Annotated in this window: 21 protein-coding genes; 13 read left to right on the top strand and 8 right to left on the bottom strand. The window is 54.2% G+C overall.

Features of this window, described 5'->3' with window-relative positions; genetic code table 11:
- Nucleotides 1–55: 55 nt before the first annotated feature.
- From PCI15_RS04390 to PCI15_RS04400, 3 genes are all read left to right on the top strand, one after another.
- Nucleotides 56–706, top strand: coding sequence for a GntR family transcriptional regulator (locus PCI15_RS04390; protein WP_271273146.1), 651 nt, complete (start codon nucleotides 56–58; stop codon nucleotides 704–706).
- A 92-nt stretch (nucleotides 707–798) separates the two neighbouring features.
- Nucleotides 799–1293: a protein-tyrosine phosphatase family protein gene (locus PCI15_RS04395; RefSeq protein WP_271273147.1), complete on the top strand. Its 495-nt coding sequence runs from the start codon at nucleotides 799–801 to the stop codon at nucleotides 1291–1293.
- Nucleotides 1294–1356: 63 nt separating this feature from the next.
- Entirely contained in the window at nucleotides 1357–1917 is a 561-nt protein-coding gene (locus tag PCI15_RS04400; protein ID WP_271273148.1) for a lipid-binding SYLF domain-containing protein, read from the top strand.
- A gap of 63 nt (nucleotides 1918–1980) precedes the next feature.
- Here PCI15_RS04400 and PCI15_RS04405 read toward each other — a convergent pair whose 3' ends face one another.
- Nucleotides 1981–2505, bottom strand: a complete 525-nt coding sequence (locus PCI15_RS04405; protein ID WP_271273149.1) for a hypothetical protein — start codon at nucleotides 2503–2505, stop codon at nucleotides 1981–1983.
- A 275-nt stretch (nucleotides 2506–2780) separates the two neighbouring features.
- Between PCI15_RS04405 and cysQ the strand changes: the two genes are divergently transcribed.
- Nucleotides 2781–3563, top strand: a complete 783-nt coding sequence (cysQ, locus tag PCI15_RS04410; protein ID WP_271273150.1) for a 3'(2'),5'-bisphosphate nucleotidase CysQ — start codon at nucleotides 2781–2783, stop codon at nucleotides 3561–3563.
- A 193-nt stretch (nucleotides 3564–3756) separates the two neighbouring features.
- On the opposite strand, the gene PCI15_RS04415 is transcribed toward cysQ, so the two are convergent.
- Nucleotides 3757–4365, bottom strand: a complete 609-nt coding sequence (locus tag PCI15_RS04415) for a helix-turn-helix domain-containing protein (protein ID WP_271273151.1) — start codon at nucleotides 4363–4365, stop codon at nucleotides 3757–3759.
- A 154-nt stretch (nucleotides 4366–4519) separates the two neighbouring features.
- Here PCI15_RS04415 and tdh point away from each other — a divergent pair, with 154 nt between their 5' ends.
- The 4 genes from tdh (at nucleotide 4520) to PCI15_RS04430 (ending at nucleotide 7448) form a co-directional block, all read left to right on the top strand.
- Complete coding sequence (gene tdh / locus PCI15_RS04420; protein WP_271273152.1) at nucleotides 4520–5548, top strand: L-threonine 3-dehydrogenase; 1029 nt, start codon at nucleotides 4520–4522, stop codon at nucleotides 5546–5548.
- Between the two features lie 3 nt (nucleotides 5549–5551).
- A complete protein-coding gene (gene kbl, locus PCI15_RS04425; protein WP_271273153.1) occupies nucleotides 5552–6742 on the top strand; it encodes a glycine C-acetyltransferase in 1191 nt (396 codons plus the stop codon).
- 255 nt (nucleotides 6743–6997) lie between these two features.
- On the top strand, nucleotides 6998–7222 hold the full coding sequence (locus tag PCI15_RS23690) for a DUF4160 domain-containing protein (protein ID WP_376787839.1): 225 nt from the start codon (nucleotides 6998–7000) through the stop codon (nucleotides 7220–7222).
- Nucleotides 7203–7448 carry a DUF2442 domain-containing protein gene (locus PCI15_RS04430; RefSeq protein WP_271273154.1) on the top strand — a complete coding sequence of 82 codons (246 nt, stop codon included), beginning with the start codon at nucleotides 7203–7205 and terminating at the stop codon, nucleotides 7446–7448. Before PCI15_RS23690 ends, PCI15_RS04430 begins: the two co-directional genes overlap by 20 nt.
- A gap of 6 nt (nucleotides 7449–7454) precedes the next feature.
- Here PCI15_RS04430 and PCI15_RS04435 read toward each other — a convergent pair whose 3' ends face one another.
- Nucleotides 7455–8411 carry a GlxA family transcriptional regulator gene (locus PCI15_RS04435; RefSeq protein ID WP_271273155.1) on the bottom strand — a complete coding sequence of 319 codons (957 nt, stop codon included), beginning with the start codon at nucleotides 8409–8411 and terminating at the stop codon, nucleotides 7455–7457.
- Between the two features lie 140 nt (nucleotides 8412–8551).
- On the opposite strand from PCI15_RS04435, the gene PCI15_RS04440 reads away from it, so the two are divergent.
- On the top strand, nucleotides 8552–9103 hold the full coding sequence (locus PCI15_RS04440) for a cysteine hydrolase family protein (protein WP_271273156.1): 552 nt from the start codon (nucleotides 8552–8554) through the stop codon (nucleotides 9101–9103).
- Between the two features lie 134 nt (nucleotides 9104–9237).
- The gene (locus PCI15_RS04445; protein WP_205659056.1) at nucleotides 9238–9609 is read left to right on the top strand and encodes a YybH family protein; all 372 of its coding nucleotides are present in this window, start codon (nucleotides 9238–9240) and stop codon (nucleotides 9607–9609) included.
- 53 nt (nucleotides 9610–9662) lie between these two features.
- Here the strand turns inward: PCI15_RS04445 and PCI15_RS04450 are convergent, their stop codons facing one another.
- The 5 genes from PCI15_RS04450 to PCI15_RS04470 all read right to left on the bottom strand — a co-directional run bounded on the left by PCI15_RS04450 (nucleotide 9663) and on the right by PCI15_RS04470 (nucleotide 18370).
- A complete protein-coding gene (locus PCI15_RS04450) occupies nucleotides 9663–11171 on the bottom strand; it encodes a hypothetical protein (protein WP_271273157.1) in 1509 nt (502 codons plus the stop codon).
- Nucleotides 11172–11299: 128 nt separating this feature from the next.
- Nucleotides 11300–11806 carry a nuclear transport factor 2 family protein gene (locus PCI15_RS04455; RefSeq protein WP_271273158.1) on the bottom strand — a complete coding sequence of 169 codons (507 nt, stop codon included), beginning with the start codon at nucleotides 11804–11806 and terminating at the stop codon, nucleotides 11300–11302.
- A 162-nt stretch (nucleotides 11807–11968) separates the two neighbouring features.
- On the bottom strand, nucleotides 11969–13342 hold the full coding sequence (locus PCI15_RS04460; protein WP_271273159.1) for a sigma-54-dependent transcriptional regulator: 1374 nt from the start codon (nucleotides 13340–13342) through the stop codon (nucleotides 11969–11971).
- Complete coding sequence (locus PCI15_RS04465; RefSeq protein ID WP_271273160.1) at nucleotides 13339–15921, bottom strand: PAS domain S-box protein; 2583 nt, start codon at nucleotides 15919–15921, stop codon at nucleotides 13339–13341. Before PCI15_RS04465 ends, PCI15_RS04460 begins: the two co-directional genes overlap by 4 nt.
- Before the next feature lie 16 nt (nucleotides 15922–15937).
- Complete coding sequence (locus tag PCI15_RS04470) at nucleotides 15938–18370, bottom strand: HEAT repeat domain-containing protein (RefSeq protein ID WP_271273161.1); 2433 nt, start codon at nucleotides 18368–18370, stop codon at nucleotides 15938–15940.
- 423 nt (nucleotides 18371–18793) lie between these two features.
- Here PCI15_RS04470 and PCI15_RS04475 point away from each other — a divergent pair, with 423 nt between their 5' ends.
- From PCI15_RS04475 to PCI15_RS04485, 3 genes are read left to right on the top strand one after another with little or no spacing between them, the layout of a single operon-like run.
- A complete protein-coding gene (locus PCI15_RS04475) occupies nucleotides 18794–19906 on the top strand; it encodes a cytochrome-c peroxidase (RefSeq protein WP_271273162.1) in 1113 nt (370 codons plus the stop codon).
- Nucleotides 19907–19920: 14 nt separating this feature from the next.
- On the top strand, nucleotides 19921–21195 hold the full coding sequence (locus tag PCI15_RS04480; protein WP_271273163.1) for a cytochrome c peroxidase: 1275 nt from the start codon (nucleotides 19921–19923) through the stop codon (nucleotides 21193–21195).
- Nucleotides 21192–21770, top strand: coding sequence for an arsenate reductase (azurin) small subunit (locus PCI15_RS04485; RefSeq protein ID WP_271273164.1), 579 nt, complete (start codon nucleotides 21192–21194; stop codon nucleotides 21768–21770). The genes PCI15_RS04480 and PCI15_RS04485 overlap by 4 nt, the downstream gene beginning before the upstream one ends.
- Nucleotides 21771–21781: the final 11 nt, after the last annotated feature.

Here is a 21781-nt window from a genome sequence, read left to right on the forward strand (position 1 = left end):
CACCGACTGGGATGAAACCGCTGGGTATTATGTCGATTTCCGATATAATCCCAGCATGCAAACATCTCTGGAAAAAAAGACCAAGGCGGAACTTGCCGCCGAGCTGCTGGAAGCTGCAATTATCAGCTGTGATCTGGAACCGGGTTCTGTGATGACAGAAACTGAGGTCAGCGAATACCTCGATCTGGGGCGAACCCCGGTCCGTGAAGCACTGACCCGGCTGGCCAATGAAAATCTGGTACGCCTCTCCCGGGCAGGGGTGGTCATTCCTGAACTGAACCCCATGACCATGCTCAAGCTGCTGGAACCCCGCAGCATGATGGAACGGCTGTGCATTGAAAAAGCTATCGAACGCATGGTGGATGAAGACCGCGCCCGAATCACGCCGGTAATTGATGCCCTTCAGGCGCTGGATAACGGTGACCGCAAAGGCTTCATGGCGCAGCTGCGGGAAATCCATAACATTCTGGCGGACTCCTCTAAGAACGAATTTATTCTCGACTCAATCAAGTCAACCCAGGGCCTTTCCCGGCGCTTCTGGTATTACTACGCCACGGATGAAGACCAGGCCTACTGTACTGACCTCTATGTCCGTCAGATGCAGGCACTGCTCAGCGGCGATGAAACCACATCTATGGCCTGCTCAGCTGAACTGATGCAGTATTTGCAGAACTTCGCCCGCCAGCAACTGGAACAGTTTCGGTAGACGGCTGGCATTGAGTTTTCCGAAGGGCTGCCCTGTTTCAGGAGTGGCCCTTTTTTATGAAACAGTCAATGATCGAATGACAGGGATGAGATATGTCGACCAGAATTTACCCTATAACCGGAGTTTGTGATGACCGGTTTTTTATTATGCCGCACCCGCAAGGGGAAGATCTGCCGGCAGAAATTCAGCAATGGCAAGCGCTCAATATAAATCTGGTTGTTTCTATGCTCACGTCTGAAGAGCAGGATGAACTGGGATTAAGCACGGAAGCTGATTCTGTTGAAGCTGCGGGTATTCGCTACCTTAACTTTCCTGTGCGTGATGACATTCCGGATTCGGATGCCGCTGCGCTGGCGTTTGTGGATACCTTACTGGCTATGTCCGGTACTCATTCGCGGATTCTGTTTCATTGCCGTGGAGGTGTTGGCCGTTCATCAATGATGCTAACGCTGCTGCTCTCCCGGCTTAATATCTCTGCGGATGTGGCGTTTGCCCGAATCACGGAGTGTCGTGGTGAACAGGTACCGGAAAGTGTCGTACAACGTGACTGGGTTTATAAGCTGATTGCTTTGCATATGGCTGGCTGATCTGCACAGCTGAATACCTGTGACTATGCTGTAACTACCGAACGATAGGAATGGGTATATGTCATGTTGGTAAAAAATGTAACTTATATTCTGTTGGGCTGCTTTGTGATGGCTGTTGCAGGCTGCAGTGCAACGGGTACAACGTCGGCAGATAAACGGGCCAGTATTGAGCGAATGCATGACCGGGTTCTGCAGGATATTTATGCTGTCAGTCCGCAGGCCCGCTCTCACGTGGCTTCTTCACCCGGGTATGCAGTATTCAGTAATGCCCAGATAAATCTGTTCTTCCTTGCCGGTGGAGGAGGGCATGGTGTTGCTAAATCCGGTGGCCGGCGGGTGTATATGAAAATGGGAGAAGTGGGCTTTGGTCTGGGGCTGGGGGTTAAGGACTTCCGGGCTCTTTTTGTTTTCCATTCCGCCAGTGCTTATCGTGACTTTGTTGATAAAGGTCTGATATTCAGTGGTGAAGCAGACGCTGCTGCTAAAGCCGCAGATAGCGGTGGCCAGATAGGTGGTGGTATTCCTGTGGGTAACATGACCCTTTACCAGATTACTGAATCAGGTCTGGCGTTGCAGGCAACGCTTAAAGGCACCAAGTTCTGGCGGGATTCAGAGCTGAACTGAGCAGCAGGCTGCCCCGGACATCTGCCAGTACGGCAGATGTCACAGTGGGTCTCTCAGGGGCGTTCAGCGGTTGAGAAACAGATCCGTCAGGCTGAGGATATCAATAACAGTTCCCTCGCCTCGGGCAACCCGGATGATCTGATCTTTGATTCTGATCAGTTCATAACGGGCCCGGTCATAATCCGGCAGGCGGCGGCGCAGGCTGTCCGGGATAGGTTCACTCAGTGCCCGCAGCTCATAATCCAGTACATCACCCTGCTGTAATTTACGTTGCCAGCCCGGCGGCAGGCTGCCACCGCGGGCGAGCTTCTTTTGCAGCCCTTTTGGCAGGCTTTTATAGGTGCGGGCATCGTAGCCGTAATGATCGCCGTAATAGTCACGGATAATGTCTGCTTCATGGCGGGTGAAACCGTATATTCTGGCGGAATCGGAATCATGTTTGGCAGAAGCCTTATGGTGCTTGTTCGCTTTCTGCTGATGTTTGGCTTTATCCTGACCAACGCCTTCCGGTTTTGCGGCCTGGCTGGCCGGTACCAGTAACAATGCAGATATGAGTAAACCGGAGATCAGAGTTAAATGTTTCAGCATGGTGTTCACCAGGTTCTTCGTGGGTTACTACATATATATACCCGCTGCCGGGTGACTGCCAGCTGAAGCACGTTTATGTTGTGTTTCGGCGGTGATTATCTGATGATTGAGCTACTTCAGACTATGCAGTCAGACAGACACCGGGAAAGCTAAAGCGTTTAGTATATTTCAAGATATTTCGCAGAACTTTCTCCTTAGTGTTTACATAAAATCTGTCAGCTTTAATCTTGGATGATCCTGGTAATTTCGTGTGTTTTTTCCAAAAGAAGGCTCTTATGCAAACAGAATATTTATTATCGCCTCTTATAGATGTCGCCAGAGAAGCCGGTGCCGCGATTATGCAGGTTTATGAACAAATGCTTGCTGATAAAAGGTTTCAGGCCAGCCTTAAGGATGATGGCTCGCCGGTTACAATGGCGGATCAGGCCGCGGAAGATCTGATTTTACCTGTACTGGCCCGGGTCGCCCCGGAGATCACCGTAATATCGGAAGAAAACGCCAGCAGCCACAGCATCAGCGCGCCACCGTGTTTCTTTCTGGTGGACCCACTGGACGGCACCAAGGAATTCCTGAAAGGGGACGGTAAAGGTTCGTTCACGGTGAATATCGCCCTGATCGACAACGGTGTGCCGGTGTTGGGTGTGGTGTATGCTCCGGCGCTGGACCGGCTGTTTTATGGCAATGAGAACGGTGCATTTGAGGTCAGTTCAGCAGGTACACGGCGATTACAGGTGCGGGAAATTCCACCTGACGGAGCAGTGGCGGTGGCCAGTGTCTCCCACCGGGATCAGCAAACCGATGAATGGTTAGAACAACAGCGGATTGAACACACAGTAGCGATTGGATCGTCACTGAAGTTTTGCCTGCTGGCCGCCGGCGAAGCAGACGTTTATCCCCGCTTCGGGCCAACCATGGAATGGGACACCGGCGCCGGTGATGTGGTGTTGCGGGCTGCAGGAGGCTATGTGGATCTGCCGGAAGGCGGGCCGTTTCTTTACGGGAAGGATGAGTATCGTAACGGGGCATTTATTGCCGGTGGGCGTTATCGGGTGAAGTGATTGTTGGGTTGATTCATTTGGGATACTGACAATTCAGTGTTTTTATGTATTCGAGTGCTGAAATATCAGCAATTTGAATAATAAAGACAATGTAAAAACCTGTCAGCGCTTGCTCTTATTCCAAAACCCATAAATTAAACAGACATAAAAAAGCAGCCACCAAGGGCTGCTTTTTTTATGCGGGATAATGGAATCAAACATTATCCGGATGATCCGTCAGATCCCACTCATAGCCAATGGCATTGGGTTCTTCCAGACAAATCACCATATATAGCAACGCCTCTTCATCACTGCGGTTGATAATGCAGTGGTTCTGATCCGCCTGATAATACGCCGTATCACCTTCTTCCATATCCCGGTTATCGCTGCCGGAAATCACCGTTACCTTGCCCTTGTGGGCGGTGAGGATTTCCCGGGTGCCGCGGAAGTGGGGCTTGGAGTTCAGGGTGGCGGCAGGTGCCAGCCGCAGGCGGTAGAATTCGGTGGTGGAGTTCGGCGGCGTTAGCATTTGCACGAAACCGTTCTCATCGTCGCGCATCACGTTATCGTCGGCGTCGTGGGCGACCACTTCAATACTTGGCTGGGTCCAGGGTTCTTCCACCAGTTCGGCAATGGAGATATTCAGCGCCTGGGCGACCCGGCAGGTCACCGCCAGTGTCGGGTTGGCTTTGCCCCGTTCGATCTGGCTCAGCATTGAACGGCTGACACCTGACTGTTCAGCCAGCTGTTCCAGCGTCCACTGATTATCTTTGCGGTATTGTTTTAGCCTGTCTGCGAGGCTTTTCAGGTTTATTTCCGACATCTTTCTTTTGCGCTGATTTACGAAGGAGCCCAATGCTACGCGTATTTGCGGATTTTTTCCATATGTCGTTTTTAGGATAATAGAAAAAAATCTTGCATATTGTACTTTCTTGAGTAAGTATGCAGGAAAATTTTCCAATATATGAGAAGTGGCAATGAAAGCACTGGTTAAATCGAAGGCAGAAGTCGGTCTTTGGATGGAGCAGGTACCGATGCCTAAAATCGGTATCAATGATGTTCTGGTCAAAGTACAGCGTACGGCGATTTGTGGTACCGACCTGCATATCTATAACTGGGATGAGTGGGCGCAGAAAACCATTCCGGTTCCGATGACAATCGGCCATGAATTCGTGGGCGAGATTGTCGATGTGGGTTCCAACGTAGTGGATTTTTATCCTGGCCAGATTGTTTCCGGTGAAGGGCACGTAGTGTGCGGCCGCTGCCGTAACTGTATGTCCGGTAAGCGTCACTTCTGTAATCACACCTCCGGTATCGGGGTAAATCGCACCGGTGCCTTTGCTGAATATATTGCGGTGCCAATGGCGAACGTCTGGGTACACCGCCCGGATATCGATAAAGACATTGCGGCCATCTTCGATCCGTTCGGTAACGCCACGCATACAGCATTGCAGTGGCCGCTACTGGGTGAGGACGTGCTTATTACTGGTGCTGGTCCCATCGGTTGTATGGCGGCGGCGGTCTGTAAACATGCCGGTGCCCGTAACATTGTGGTAACCGATCACAACCCGTTCCGTCTGGATCTGGCCCGTAAACTGGGGGCAACCCGTCTGGTGAATATCATGGACGAGAAGCTCGATGATATTCAGAAAGAGCTGGGCATGGTGGAAGGTTTCGACGTGGGTCTGGAAATGTCCGGCAGCCCGGCGGCGCTGAATGACATGATCGCCAACATGAACCACGGCGGTAAGATTTCGGTGCTGGGGATTCCGAATCAGGATACGCATATCGACTGGAACCGGGTGATTTTCAGCATGCTGACCATTAAAGGTATCTATGGCCGTGAGATGTATGACACCTGGTACAAGATGTCCATGATGGTGGAAACCGGTCTGGATCTCAGCCCGGTGATTACTCACCGGATGCACTACACAGAATTTCAACAGGGCTTTGACGCAATGCTCAGCGGACAGGCAGGTAAAGTTATCCTGAACTGGGAGGATTAAACAATGCAGGCGAATACAAGACAACATTACGCCGATCAGTTAGCGGCGATTCGCGATGCGGGTTTATACAAGAATGAGCGCGTCATCGCCGGTGCACAGAATGCCAATGTGCCACTGCAGGACGGTTCACAGGTGCTGAATCTGTGTGCCAACAATTATCTGGGGCTGGCGCAGCATCCGGAAGTGAACCGGGCGGCCCGTGAAGGCCTGGAAGAGTTTGGTTATGGCATGGCGTCGGTACGCTTTATCTGCGGTACTCAAACCATCCATAAGCAGCTGGAAGACAAACTGACCGATTTTCTGGGCACGGAAGATACCATTCTGTACCCGTCCTGCTTTGATGCCAACGGCGGTCTGTTTGAAACCATTCTGACGGATGCGGATGCGGTTATTTCTGATGCCCTGAACCACGCCAGCATCATTGACGGTGTGCGGCTGTGTAAGGCGAAGCGTTACCGCTATGCCAACAACAATATGCAGCAGCTTGAAGAGGCTCTGCAGCAGGCGGATGCTGACGGCGCCCGGATCAAGCTGATCACCACCGACGGCGTATTCTCTATGGACGGCTATGTAGCCCAGTTGGATAAGATCTGCGATCTGGCGGACAAGTACGGTGCGATGGTGCACGTGGATGACTGTCACGCCACCGGTTTCGTCGGCGAGAATGGTCGCGGCAGCCATGAGCACTGCGGTGTGATCGGCCGAATCGATATCCTTACCGGTACGCTGGGTAAAGCGCTGGGCGGTGCCAGTGGCGGTTACACCAGTGGCCGTAAGGAAATTGTCGAGCTGCTGCGTCAGCGTTCACGCCCGTATCTGTTTTCCAATACGGTTGCGCCACCGGTGGTTGCCGGTGCGATTAAAGCGCTGGATCTGGTCAGTGAGTCGGCGGATATCCGTGGTCAGCTGAAAGAAAACACCCAGTATTACCGTAAAAAGCTGACAGAGGCCGGCTTTGAAATTCTGCCGGGTGACCATCCTATCGTCCCTATCATGCTGTACGACGCGAAGGTGGCTGCTGAGTTTGCCGAGCGGGCCTTAAAACACGGTATTTACGTAATTGCGTTCTCTTATCCGGTGGTACCACAGGGTAAGGCCCGTATCCGTACGCAGGTATCCGCCGGTCACAGCCGCGAAGATATCGACCGGGTACTGGATGCTTTCCGTAAAGTAATGCAGGAAATGAACCTGTAATACGTAAACGACTTTGGTCCCCTTCAGATCAGATTGATTGTCTGATCTCCAAAGCAACGCTGCCCTGCCTTAAAACGCCTTGCCCCGGGCAGCGTGCACAGCTTATCCGGATTACCTGCCGGGTAACGTACCTTGTGCCCTCGCGTTCTCCACCGTGAAGTAGCCTGAACGGTGGAGGACGCAATTTTTTTCTTTTCCCTGAATTTGTTACGCTGAAGATGAATTCTCAGGGAAGAGAAAATGATGCCTACCATAATGAGAATCAGTCCGTACCGATTTTTCTTCTACAGTAATGAAGGTTCAGAGCCCGCCCATATTCATATCCAGCGGGATAATAAACTGGCCAAGTTTTGGTTAAGTCCGGTTGAACTGGCCAGTGCTACGCAGATGTCGAACGCAGAACTTCGCAAAGTAAAATCTCTGGTTATAAAATATAAGGACGTTTTTCAGGAGGGATGGCATGACAATTGTACCCATTGATTCTGAACCCCGGGCAGTCAGTGCTCTGTGTTCGGAAGGTAGCCTTACCGTCCAGCTTCGGGATGGCCGGACGATTTCAGTGCCGCTTGAATGGTTTCCACGGTTGAATAATGCCCAGCCAGATCAGCTTAAGAACTTACAGTTGTTGGGCGATGGTGAAGGTATACACTGGCCGGCGCTGGATGAAGATTTAAGTATTGCCGGGCTCCTTTCGGGCAATCATTAAGTGCTTTTAACTGAACCGTCCCCTGAATTCCTTAGGGGTTAATCCGGTGGTTTTTATAAATATTTTACGGAAGGCGCTGGTGTCTTCGTAACCGACCTGCTCGGCGATGGCTTCTATGGTATCGGCGCTGGCTTCCAGCAGATCACAGGCTTTCTGAATTCTCAGCCGCTGCAGGTATTGCATGGGTTTCAGACCGGTGGCTTTAACAAAACGCCGTAAAAAAGTCCGTTCACTCAGGTGAACCATGTCCGGTAAGTCGCTGATGCTGATATGTTCATGAAAACAGGCCTGCAGGTGGTGCTGGGTTTTCAGTACCAGCCGGTCACCGTGATCCAGTTTGGGATTAAAGCTCTGGTAATAGCGCTGTTCCCGCGCGCCGGTGTCGATAATAAGGTATTTGCCTAACTGGCGCATGATCTGTGGCTGGGTGAACTGGGCCACCAGTTCCAGCCCTAAATCCATCCAGGCCATCAGGCCGCCGGCGGTGATGATGTCGCCGTCGTTAATCAGAATCTTATTGATATCCAGTTTTACCCGGGGGTAGTCGGTGGCGAACTGTTCCGCCAGATCCCAGTGGGTGGTGGCGGGCCGGCCGTCCAGAATACCGCTGGCTGCCAGCAGGAAAGCCCCCGCACAGACTGAACATACCACCGCGCCCTGGCTGTGGTGCTGCTGCATCCAGCGGTTCAGGTGGGCATCCGGTTGCAGGTGATATTTGCCTTCCAGACAGGGGGTCATGATCAGTACCTGCAGGCGGTGATCTTCATAACCGCCCCCGGCGATGTCTTCCGGGGTAAGCAGAATCACTTCGAACTCCCGCTCAAAGCCATTTTGCGCGCAAATCCGGTTGGCCAGCAGAAAGATTTCCCTGAGCCCCTGTACGGCAGACAGCATTGCTCCTGGGTAGTTGATGATGCCGATTTTAATCAGGGATGTATCCGCTGACTGAGAAGTAGAGGTCATTTGTCAGTTTTAGCCTGTTTTGTGCCAGTTTTGACTTTAGTCTAGCGTGCAGAGCCGGGTAATAATAGTCCCATATTCAGGGCGCCTTAAATCATTCCCGGGACTTAACGCAGAACATCTTCTTTCAGAGGTACTGGCCGATGGCTAAAACAGCATTATTACTGATCGATTTTCAGAACGATTATTTCCAGGGTGGCAAATGGCAACTGGTGGGTACAGAGGCCGCCGCCGCGCAGGGGGCCAGACTGCTGGCTGCTTTCCGTGAGAAAAACCTGCCGGTGGTGCACGTGCGGCATGAGTTTCCAACCGATGATGCGCCGTTTTTTCTGCCCGGTTCAGAAGGCGCACAGATTCACCCAAGTGTCGCGCCGCTGGCGGGTGAGCCGGTGGTCCTGAAGCAGCAGATTAACAGCTTCCGGGATACCGAGCTGAAGCAACTGCTGGATGAGCAGGGCATTGAGCATCTGGTGATTGTCGGGGCGATGAGCCATATGTGTATTGATGCCGGTGCCCGGGCTGCCGCTGATTTTGGCTATGAAGTCTCGGTTGCCCATGATGCCTGCGCCACGCTGGATCTGAGCTTCGACGGTAAAACCGTTGCCGCGGCGGATGTGCACCACGGGTATATGTCAGCACTCAGCTTTGGTTATGGCCGGGTGGCCGGCACTGATGAGCTGCTTGCTGATCTGTAAGTCCGAACTTTTTTAAAACGCTGCCTGCGAAAGTGGGTGGCGTTTTCTGCGTTTACTGTTTTGCCATACCGGGCCGTAAAGGGGCCAGTGAAAGTCTGTTTGATGTTGACTGTTATTTAACGAAGGAAGAAGTTATGAAAACCAATCATGTTCTGTTAGCGGCGGTACAGGCCGCCAGTGAAAACTGGAAAAATGCGTTTAACAGCGGCGATGCTGCCGGTTGTGCCGCCCAGTATGAAGCGAATGCGGTGATGCATGCCCGGCCGTTCGGTACATTTACCGGCACGGAAGAAATTCAGGCGTTCTGGACCAAGCTGATCGCCGATGGCTTCAGTGACGTGGAATACATCGAGCCGAAACTGGAAATGGTGGATGAAACCAGCATGCTGCTGACATCCGGCTGGAAAATGAATAATGCCCACGGCGTGATTCACCGCGAACTCTGGGTATTGCAGGATGATGGTACCGCCAAACTGCGTGAAGATGATTTCGAAGCGCAGGGCTGATTGCTGCACAAAAAAGCCGGGGTTTCCCGGCTTTTTGCTCTGTTCAGAACGGCTCAGGCTTTGCCGTAGGCACAGCCTTCCGGGAACTGCCACTGGTCGTTGACGCAGAAGGTACACTTGCCGCTGACCCGTTTCAGGTGGCCCGACTGGCTGTCGTAGTGCAGATTGCCGGCTTCCACTTCTGAATAGAGGGCGTCGGCAACCAGTTCTTTCGGCTCATAATGGTGGCCCATCAGCACCTGCCAGGCGGCCGGGTTAATGCTGTCTTTCAGGGTGTCGTCTTCACCCTGCAGATCAATCGGGATATAGCCGTTATAGGTTTCCCGTTCTATTTTGTTGGCTTTTTTCAGGGTCAGGTAATCGCCGGGATATTCTGCTTTAAATGCTTCCCAGGCCTGTACTGAAAACCGTGACTGGTTATTGAAGTTACTGCCGTAGGAGAAATGCGGGGTGACGATGATCCGGGTTTTAACGGTTTTTCCGTTCACCGGATAGCTGACGTAACGTTTACGCAGGCAGGTTTCTTTCATCAGATCGAACACATCCCGCTGTTCATCGGAGTCCGGCCGTTTGGTGGTCAGGTCGATGCTGGCGCTGAAGCTGTCCAGCCCGTCGCAGAACATTTTCAGCGAACTGTTACTGACGATGATCAGCACTTCAGGCCGGCTCTGGATGAGCTGATCAAACATAAAGCGCTTTTCTGAGACGCAGGTACTGGCGATCCGCTGCTGAGGGATATCGTATTTATCGCTCCAGCCGGGAGACGCACAGCCAATCATGTCATGCATGCTGACATCCTCACCTACTTCCAGCGTGTCTTTGGGGATATCCATCCGCTGTTCAAGAATATTCAGAATTGGCAGAATACGCTGGTAATAGCCCACCGCCTGGGCATAGAGCTGCATGTCGGTGTCTTTCGCCGGGTCTGTTTTGGCGGCGATGATGTCGCCTTTCTTAAAGCTGTCTGATGCGAATACCACCGCCCGTTCTTCCGGTATCCAGCCCAGTTCGTAAACCGTTTCTTCGTCGCTGTCGTCATACTGCACCGGGATTTCCATCCAGCGGTGATCCATGCCCCGGGCAGGGCGTTTTATCTGCCCGTCAGCCCGCGCAATGATTTCGCTGCCGGGAATAATGCCTTTGCGCATGTATTCCAGATCGGTCCGTTCCTGAAATACGCTGGCGTGGCGGTAGTAATAGGCATAGCTGCCATTGCGGTCAAACCAGGGGTAGGTAAAGTCCGCACCGTTGTCGTAGGGTTTGAAGGCGCTCAGGTTGGGGTTGATGCCAACGGTCATGATGGGGGCTTTACGGCAGCCGCGCAGAACAGCCGGCTGGATGTATTCCGCACCCACGGCCTGTGCCATGTGGGTTTTTTCATGGAACCGGCTGTTGGCTGTCTGGGGCGGCTGATCACGGATGGCTTCAGGGAATTCTTCGGCCCAGTTAAATGAAGGGAAGGGCCCGTAGGGTCTGATACCCTGCCAGAACCAGGCGCAGCTGGTACAGGATTTAACGGCGTCGACCAGTTCAACATCGGTCAGGGGAATTCTGTTGCTCATAAGTGACATCCTTTGTTCTTATTTTGATACAGCGATTGGCCCCTCTTTTGTATCAGAAAATGAACAAAAAATATGTGCTACCTGGCAAGTTTGAGCAGAAAACGCCTGACCGGTGCCGGGTTTTTGCTTTATGGCTGCATGGCGTCGTTAACCGGCTGGCTGTCGACGAACTGTTCAAAGCCGATAATTGTCTGATCTTTCAGTGTCCACAGGTGGCTGACCCGGGCGCGGAAAGCTTTGCCGGTCTCTTTGAACGTGCCGGTATAGGTGCCATACGCCATGACTTTATCGCCGGAGGCAACATAACCTTCTACGGTGAAACGGTAATCGGTCCATTCTGTTTCCAGTTGCTGAAACACCTTAGCGATGTTGCTGAATCCCACATAGGTGCCGGCATAGGGAAAGCCGGCTGCTTCCGTCCAGACCACATCGTCCGCCAGATAGCGTTGCAGGTTGACTGCGTTTTCCGATGAGTCTTTTCCTTCGTAGGTCAGGGCGATAATTTCCTGATTGCTGAGTGATTGCACGGTATTCTCCTGAGGGGGTGGCGCGGTGTCCTGAGCCTGCGTAAGTGGTGCAACGCCGATGAACGTCAGGGCTGTGAATAAACCGCAGATGAGAGCAAAACGGGGCATACTGGTTGTTCCTGTAGTGAGTGATGATGAACAGCGTCAGCTGTTGAGAGTGACACTGCCTGAGACAGGAAAAGCCTAATACTGCGCCCTGTGGGGAAAAACCGGGCAGGGAGGGCGGGAGTGTTGCGTAATCCGGTGGAATGAATCGGGAAGGGGCCGGGGTTATTCCGGCTCCTGAATACCGTAGTTGCTGATCATCCGTTGCAACCTGGGCCGGGAGACGCCGAGAATGTCGCAGGTCTGCCCTTTGTGCCAGCCGGTACTTTCCAGTACCTGTTCCACATGGTGCCGTTCGATTTCCTGCAGGCTGAGGTTTTTTGTACTGTGCGGATCACTGAACCGCCCAATGGCACCTTCATGGGGAGGTACGTCGCGGGTAAGGTGCTCCGGTAACAGGTCTGCGGTGAGCACTTCACCGTTGCACAGGGCGACTGCTTTGGTCAGCAGGTTTTGCAGTTCGCGGATGTTGCCCGGCCAGTGGTAGCTATTCAGGCAGGCCATGGCTTCCACCGAGATCCGGTTAACACTGCGGCCCATTTCCCGGTTACTGCGGGTCATCAGATTCTGTACCAGTTCCACCAGATCGCCGCTGCGTTCCCGTAGCGGCGGCAGGTGCAGGTTAACGATCTGTAAACGGTAGAACAGGTCTTCCCGGAAGCGGCCTTCCTGCATCGCCAGATTCAGGTCGGCATTCGTGGCGGCGATGATCCGGGCATCGGTATAGCGGACGTTTTCTGCCCCCAGAGGAATATATTCTCTGTCCTGCAGCACCCGTAGCAGCTTGGCCTGAATCCCCGGGGATAACTCGCCCACTTCGTCGAGAAACAGGGTGCCTTTGTCTGCCAGTTCAAACTTGCCCAATTGGTCCTTCACGGCACCGGTGAAAGCGCCGCGTTTATGGCCGAACATTTCAGATTCCAGCAGGTTTTCCACCAGTGCGGCGCAGTTAATTGCGACAAAGCTCTGGTCCCGGCGGCTGCTGGCGTTGTGAATCGCCCGGGCGACCACTTCTTTGCCGGTACCGCTTTCGCCGGTGATCAGCACCGAGGCGCTGGTATCGGCAACCCGGCCGATGGTTTTGAAAACAGTGCGCATGGCGGCGCTGGAGCCGACCAGGTCGTATTTGCCAAAGACGGTGGCCTGCGGGACTTCAATGCCGTCGCTGTTTTGTTGCTGGCGATATTTCAGCGCGCTGGCAACGGCTGCGTCTATCTCATCCAGATCAAGGGGCTTGTGGATATATTCGTCGGCACCGTTTTGCATGGCTTCAATGGTGGTGGCCATGTCGTGGTATGCGGTGATCATAATGATACGCAGGTCAGCCTGCAGTGCCTTGAACATCGGCAGACCTTCCAGCCCGGAAAGCCCCGCCATACGGATATCCAGAACCAGCACATCCGCGCTGTTGTGGTTCAGCCATTCCAGACCTTCTTCCACTGAATGACGAATGGCGACCTGATGACCGATGCTGCCAAAATGAATTTCCAGTGTACGGCAGATTGCGTGGTCATCATCGACGATAAGAATAGAATTCATGCGCTGTATACCTCCGTGTTACGGTGCTTCTTTTCGTTGTTTTCGTCGGCCGTGTCCGTGTGTTCAGGCTGAGACGCGGGGTGATGGCTGACCGGCAGGCTCAGCAGTGCCCGGGTGCCGCCGGTGCCTTTTCTGCCGGGGATGGCCTGAATGCTGATATGCCCATGATGTTGCCGGACAATCCGCTGCACAATGGCCAGCCCCAGCCCGGTGCCTTTGGCTCTGGTGGTGAAAAAGGGTTCGAAGACTTTGTCTCCCAGACAGGGGTCGACCCCTTTGCCGTTATTGCAGATTTCTACTTCCAGTTTGGGGCCCTGATCGGTGAAGATCAGCCGGCTGCGCAGGCTGACCCGGGCAAGCTGGCCGTGATTGTCGTCCGCTGCCTGAATCGCATTGACCACCAGATTCTGAATCACCTGCCGCAGTTTGGCGGGGTCGGCATGGATGGTGGGTAGGTTATCCCCCAGATCCTGGTCGATGAATATATTGCGGTCTTTAATCAGCCGTAACTGGCTCATGATGACCTGTTCGGTGAGGGTGTTCACCGACAGCCATTCAGGGTTCAGGTCCGCGGGCCGCGAGTAACTGAGCAGGTCTTCAAGGATATTATCCATATAGCGGATCTGTTCCAGAGAGATCTGACACAGCTCCTGGGTTTCCTGATCAATGCCGGGTTTACGGCGTGTGAGCTGAATCCCTACTCTGATTGAACTCAGGGGATTGCGCAGGTCATGGGCGATCATGTTGGCCATGCGGCCCACGGCTGCCAGCTGTTCGTTGCGGATACGTTCCTGGATCTCCTGCTCAAGCTGGTGTTGCAGGTGTTTCTCGGCGGTGACATCCTGTTTGACGGCGATGAAGGAAAGGGTTTCGCCCGTGCTGTTGCGTACCGGGGAGATCATCGCCCGTTCCCAGAACAGTTCGCCGTTTTTCTTCCGGTTGTGGAATTCTCCCTGCCAGATACCGCCATCCCGCAGGGTACGCCAGAGGGTCTGGTACTGTTCGTCGCTGGTATAGCCGGATTTCAGGAAGCCAGGATTACGGCCCTGTACTTCATCAGGGCTGTAACCGCTGAGCTGACAGAAGGCCGGATTCACATAGGTGATATGGCCGTGGGTATTGGTGATCATCACGGCATTGGCGCTTTGCTCTACCGCCTGGGTGAGCTGGATCAGCTGTTTTTCCCGGGCCAGCCGGGCGGTGATGTCTTCCCCGACCAGGGTAATTCGCCGGGTGTCGTTGTCGTTCTGCTGTTGCAGGGTGCAGGTCCAGGCGAAGGTCAGGGTCTGGCCGGTACGGCTAAGGATATTTTGCAGAAAGCGGCAGGGGCCGCTGGCCTGTTCTGCGGCTTCCAGTAATTCATGCCAGAGGGTGGGACTGTCATCGGCGACCATTTCAAACCAGTTACACTGCAGCAACTGGTCACGGCTATAACCGGTGCGTTGCAGAAAGTGATCGTTACAGAAACTGATGCGGGCATCTTCATTCAGGGCGACGGCAGCCAGCTGAATGTCTTCGAACAGATGCCGGAAGCTGCGTTCATAGGCATTCAGTTCCATGGCGCCCCGGTGGCGCAGCTGATACCGGGCGTGCATCACCGACCCGATGATTAACATCATGAGGACCAGCCCGAATCCCGGCAGGTTGGCATAGACGAAATCGGTACGTACCTGTTGCAGGGCATGGCTGTTCAGCACGGTGAAAATCTTCCAGCGGTGGTTGCCGGTGGCGTTTCTGATTTCCAGGGTATTGAAGGCAAAGAAACGGTCGTTAAAGATCAGTTCGCCCCTTGAGGTCCGGTTGATCCGTTCCCAGAGTTGCGGGGTGCTTTCCGCCAGCAGGTTTTTATCGCTGAAGCTCACCCGGTTGCTGCTGGCCTGCGGGCGGATCAGGCTGTAACCGTACTGGCTGACCAGCGCGATGGTATCCAGTTTAAGGGCGGTATCCCCCCAGACCCGTTCGAACAGCTCTGCACCGTCCAGATTGACAATCACAATGCCCAGCGCCTGCCCGGTGGGGCTGGTCACCCTTGCAGCGACCCTGAGGGTAGGATTGTTGGTTTCGACTTTGCCCCGGTCGACGTTCAGATCAAAGGGCGATACATAGACCTGCCCCTGTTCCAGTGCCATTCCCTGCTGAAAGTAATAACGGTGGGCTTTGTTTTGCAGCCGTGTTGCGGCAACCGGTGCTTTCTGGCGGCTCTGGTTTATCCGTACCACTTCTCTGCCCCGGGCGTTGATAAACCGCAGCTGTGCATAGCTGGGTTTATGGCGGGCAAAACGCAGCAGATTATCGGTCAGTTGCTGCACCCCGCGGGGGGCATCAAGCTTCATCCGCGCGGCCAGATTGGTCATGATCTGTACATCGGCAATCATGTTGTCCAACTGGGTGGACATCAGTTGCCGGGTGCGCTCCGTCGCTGAACGTTCCTGCTGCTGGATCAGGTTGACCTGTTGCTGCAGGGTTACCTCATAGAGTGCGGTGAGTACCAGACCCAGTATCAGCAGGCCCGGCAGCAGGGTTTTAAGCGCCGCTAGTAAGTAGCGGCGCCGGGACAGCTGTTCTCTTGGAAATGTCATGCTGCTCAGCAGGTATCTATGTGCGGGTCAGATAGCTGAGCATCTGCAGTGCCTTAGGCCGCTGCCGGGCAAAGTCCTCATTAAGAATGGGTGTCAGCAGTAACCGGGCTGCCTGGTCCGGCGCAAGGCTGGCGAGGGTTTCTGCTATTTTGCCGGTCAGTGCTGAGTTGCTCAGCCCCAGCTCTGTTAACTGAGCGATCAGCGCGGTATCGGTGCTGAGCGGTTTGACGGCCTGTTCGGCAATCAGATAGTCGCAGGCGGCCAATACCACCCCGTCCACCGGGTCCTGCAGGCATTCGCGAACAACGCTGATAACCGAGTCCGGCGAGCCTTTTGGCAGGATTTTCTGCAGCGCCCGTAAGCTTTCCATGCGCACATTGCTGTCTTCGTCCAGCAGGGCCTGCTTCAGCACCGGGATGGGTTTGCGGCTGGCCAGTGCACCCAGTGTCCGGGCTGACATCTGCCGGATCTGATCCGTGCCGGCCAGTAACAGGGTGGACAGCGGGCCGACGGCATTTTCCAGCGCGCTGAGGCGATTATCCTGTTCCGCGATCTGCGCCAGACTGCTGACCACTTCCAGCACATAGTGCGGATCTTCGCATAGCAGGCCTTTGAGTAACTGTTCAGCACTGTCATTGCTGATCAGTTTGCCCAGCGCCCGGACGGCCAGTAGCTGGTTGTTGTATTCCGGCAGTCTGGCTATTTTCTTACGGTTCAGATTCAGTTTGCTGCCGGTATCCAGATGGCCAACCACAATGCCCCCGAAGGTGTGCATATCCTCAGGCAGTTCTTCGACCATTTCACGGATATGCTCGCCCCGGCCGGTGTCTTCCGTCCGGCTTTCACTTTGCAGGCTGGCTTCCACATTGGCCAGATTAATGGCGTCCAGTGTGGAGCGGGGTTTCGGTTTATGGACTTTGGGATCCGTTTCGTCCGGGGGATCCGGAAGGGGATATGCTTCGCCAAAGTTGGCCAGGATCTGTGCCATCCGTTCTTCATCGCTGAGGGGCTGTGGCGGGTTGTCCGGGTCTCCGGCGGCGTTAACCATAACGCTCGGGATCATCTGGTTGTCCTGACCGTCTGCCGGGGCATCAGCGTTTGCCAGCTGTTGCTGCAGTTTGTCTGAACAAATGTCTTCGCCGGCCAGATAGAGGGCCAGTAAATCGGTGCAGCTGAAACGGTTTTTCGTGGCCGGTTGCTGCGCCAGTTGTACCAGTGTTTCCATAACGACCTGACGCATGGCCGCGGTTTCATTCTGTAACAGGTTGTTCAGGGGGAGCAGGCAGTTTTGCGGATCAGCGGGCAAGTGCGCCAGTGCAGACACCAGACGTCGCCGGGTCGTCAGGGGCAGGCCGGTTTCTTCTAAACGCGCCAGAATTTGTTGCTGGGCATCGCTGATGCGGACTTTATGCAGCAGCTGTACAGCGGCTTCAGTTTCTTCGCCGTCGGCGGAGTTAAGGCTTTCCCGGATAGCGCTTTGCAGTGATGCCTGTTCCTGCAGTTCTTCCGCTAGAAGATCCCGGCTGATTAACTGATCGAGGGCGTTGAGAATCAGCCCCCGCCCCCGGGCATCCAGTTGCTGATGCAGTTCGGTAAATTTTTCCGGCGTCAGGTGTTTACTGTGGTAGGGCTGAAGGTGTGGCAGCATGGATTGTGCCGCATTCAGTGCCTGCTGGCGTACGTCCGTGTCCTGATCTTTCAGCAGATACAGCAGATCGATGAAGTACTTCATTGCCTGTCGCTGGCCAATGGCCTGAGCGGCGTGGCTGCGTACGTCCGGCTGATCATGGCGCAGGCCTTTAAAGACCGCAATCAGGCTGGCGTCACATTCGCACTGGCCCAGAGCGTTCATGCTGCGGCGGACAATCCGTGGCTGATTGCTGCGGCTCAGTTCGATGACCGCGCTGATACCCGGCTCACCGCAGCGGCTTAAGGCCCGCAGAATATCTGCTTCGATATCCAGCGGTTCTTCTTCCAGTACATTTAACAGCACCGGCACTGCATCGCTGTGGCCGAGCCGGCCGAGTGCGTTGACAGCGTTCAGCTGGATGTCCCACCAGTCATCCCATTCTTCCACGAAGTCATTGGCGGCGGGGTTGCCTTTTGCCCAGCTGAGCAGAGCCGCCATTGCTGCGGGATGATCCAGTCTGGCCAGCGCATTCGCCGCCGCTGCTTTGGCATCTCCCTCGGGATGCTGCTCAACAACGGCAATCAGCCGGCTGATCAGGTCGTCAGTATTTCCGGCGGGTTTCAGGTGCCCGAGTGCGTCAGCGGCATCGACACAGACATCGATATCTTCGTGGCAGAGGTTGTCCAGCAGTGCCTGAAGGTTGTTATGGGCACCGGTCTGGCCTGCTGCCCGGGCCGCGTAGCAGCGGTCGGCTTCATCACCCTGAGTCAGCAGATGGTTGAGTACCTGATTGAATTGGTCGCGCACTGCAATAGACATAACGAATCCTCTTCTGGTCTGAGGGCGGGGGCTGAAAGACAGCGGCTGCCAACGGTGAATTTCCAGTTTATGCCATTGTTTGCCCCGATCTGTTGATGTGTATCAAGGCCATGAGCGTTGTTGCTACCGGGGAGAATCAGTTCATTTATAGTCAACAGTGCAGGATTGAACGAAACGTTAAATCAGCCCGGCAGCTTGCCTGGAATATTGCATAAAACGTTACATCGCTGCGGCACTTGCCAGCGATGCCATTAATTTTAATTTGTTGTTTTTATTTGGTTTTATCTCGTTTCTTGTGAGTTGGTACTGATCCTGCACAGACATGTTCGCAATGTGTTTACCACGCAACAGCCGCTTTTACGGAAGTGGCATACGTCGCCAGATGACATCACAGGGTAAACAATCACGAGGTGAGAAATAGCAATGAGAATTCGGCAAAGTAAACAACGCCCCTGGCTGGTTGCCGGTGTAATGGCCGCGGCGTTTACGGCGGCTGGTCTGCAGGCTGCTGAAGATAATTCCCGGCAGTTGCCGCCGCTGAAAACCGATCCGGCGAAAGCTGAGCTGGGTAAGCGACTGTTTTTTGATAAGCGTCTTTCCGGTGACACCGCACTGAGCTGTGCCAGCTGTCACCAGCCTGAAAGCGGGTATTCCTATCCTGAAGCCTTGTCTCCGGGGTATCCGGGCAGCGGACATTTCCGTAACAGCCCGACACTGATCAACACTGTGTATAAGGATCAGTGGTTCCACGATGGCCGTCTGGGGACCAACCTGAACGATGTCACCCGGGAAATGATTACCGAAGATTACCTGATGAACATGGATATGCGCCTGATGCAGGAGCGTATCAAGCAGGACCCGGTGTATGTGCAGATGTTTAAGGATGCCGGCTACGGCGAGCCTTCTAACGGTTCAGTGCGTAAAGCCATACCTGAATACCTGAAGACCCTGACATCCCGGAATGTGCCGTTCGATAACGGCACTCTGAGCGCTGCCGCCAAACGGGGCCAGACACTGTTCGAAGGTAAAGCCGGTTGCAACCAGTGCCATACCGGGCCGCTGTTCTCTGACAGCGAAGCCCATAACACCGGGGTGGCAGAAAACTTTGATATCTTCCTCGATCCGCAGCGGCATCAGTCTTTCATTGCCTTCAATATGTTCATGGGTAACGAGAATTACATGAACCTGAAGCGTGATGTGGGTGCCCACGTACAAAGCCATAAGGCTGACGGCTCAGATATCGGTAAGTTCATGACGCCGACTCTGCGCGAGCTGAAATACAGCGCCCCCTATATGCATAACGGCACCCTGCAAACCCTGCAGGAAGTGGTGTCTTTCTACAACGGCGGTGGCGGTGAAGACAGCAACAAGAGCCCGCTGATCAGGCCGCTGGGTTTGTCTGTTAAAGAACAGCGGGATCTGGTGAGTTTCCTGGAAGCGTTGTCCGGTGATCCGCTGAATACCCCGGATTATGTCTGGCAAGCCGATGATTACAGCTATCAGGTAATCGAGAACTGGCAGAGCGCCAGGAACTGAGGGGGATGCGAATTATGAAACTTAACCGAAAAGCCCGGCTGTTTGCCATGACAGTTGCCGCCAGTACCGCTGCCTGCTCTTCCATTAATGCTGACAGCAAAGATGTTTCCGGAAATGCCATGTCTGAGGTCTCCGTTGCCATTGCTGATGCGATGCGTGCCGGTCAGAACCAGCCTGCCAGAACCATTCAGTTCGGCGATCAGACTTACCCTGCACTGGCTGCGTTAGGGCCGGTGCCGGTACCGCCGGATAACCCGATGAGTGATGAGAAAGTCGAACTGGGCAAGATCCTGTTCTTCGATGGCCGTTTGGGCGGTGACGGGTCTACCTCCTGTGCCAGCTGTCATGTGCCGTCTATGGGCTGGGACTGGCCGGATGATGTTTCCCTGGGGTATCCGGGCACCATTCACTGGCGTAATTCCCAGACCATCATTAACTCCGCCTATTACGACAAGCTGTTCTGGGCCGGTTCTTCGAAATCACTGGAAGCCCAGGCCCGTTCTGCAGCAAAAGGTGGCGTTGCCGGCAACGGTGAAAACGACATTATGGAAGCCCGGCTGGCGCTGATTCCTGAATACCGCCAGCGGTTTAAGGATGTGTTCGGGGATAACTGGCCGAAAATCAGCAACGCCTGGATGGCGATTGCCGCCTATGAACGCACCCTGGTACAGCGGGATACACCGCTGGATAACTACCTGAACGGTGATGAAAACGCCCTCACCGGTGAGCAACTGGAAGGTAAAGAACTGTTCGAAGGTAAGGCCGGCTGTGTGCAGTGTCATAACGGCGCGCTGGCATCTGATCAGAAGTACTACAACATCGGCGTCGCCCCGCTGGAACGCTGGGAAGAGGATGCGCTGGCGCAGATTACCTTCCGCTATGAACTGTATGCCAAAGGTTCAACGGAAGAGATGTACCGTAAAACCAAGGCGGACCCGGGCGTTTACTTCCGCGGCAAGCTGCCGGCTATGAAGGGTAAGTTCCGTACCCCGTCGCTGCGTTACATTAAGTATACCGCGCCGTATATGCATAACGGTTCCGTTGAAACCCTTGAAGACGTGATCGACTTCTACAACAAGGGCGGGATTACCCGGGCCGGTACAACTACCGCGTTTCCGCAGACCAAGTCTGAGCTGATCCGGCCACTGGGGCTGACCAGAGAAGAAAAGCAACAGCTGCTGGCTTTCCTGGATGCATTCAGCGGCGAGAAGATGAAAACCAAACGCCCGACACTGCCACCTTACGAGCCGCTGTTCTCTGAGCAAGAACTGCAGGAGGCGAGAAAATGAGTATTGATAAGTCTAAGCAAACCGCCGAAGAGCACGGCAAATGCATGCTGACCCGGCGTAAATTCCTGATGTACTCCGGTAGCGCCGCGGCAGCCAGCAGCGTCATTACCCTGAACATGTTTCCCGGCACAGCCATGGCCCGTGATATGCAAGCAGAAGTGACCACCTATCCGCGAATGCTGGTGGCGAAGCTCAGTGAACTGAAAGACAACCAGCCGGTAGATTTTAACTACCCGGATGACGGCCCGAATTCCCAGGCAATGCTGGTGAAAATGGGCGTTCAGGGGGGCGGAGGCGTCGGTGATGATCAGGATGTGGTGGCCTTCAGTTATATGTGTACGCATCAGGGTGGTCCGTTACAGAACGAATATAAGGTGGTGGATGAGCACCGGGTGCTGGGACAGTGCCCGTTCCATCTGTCGACATTCGATCTGCGCCGTCACGGCATCATTGTCTCCGGTCAGGCTTATGAGAGCCTGCCGCAGGTTTTGCTGGAAGTGGACGGTGACAATGTCTATGCCGTTGGCATCATGGGCCTGTTGTTTGGCCGCGTTGATAACAAGCTGGTAGGTTAGAAGGAGCGCAT

It is taken from the genome of Aliamphritea hakodatensis (genome assembly GCF_024347195.1).
GTDB classification, from domain to species: domain Bacteria; phylum Pseudomonadota; class Gammaproteobacteria; order Pseudomonadales; family Balneatricaceae; genus Amphritea; species Amphritea hakodatensis.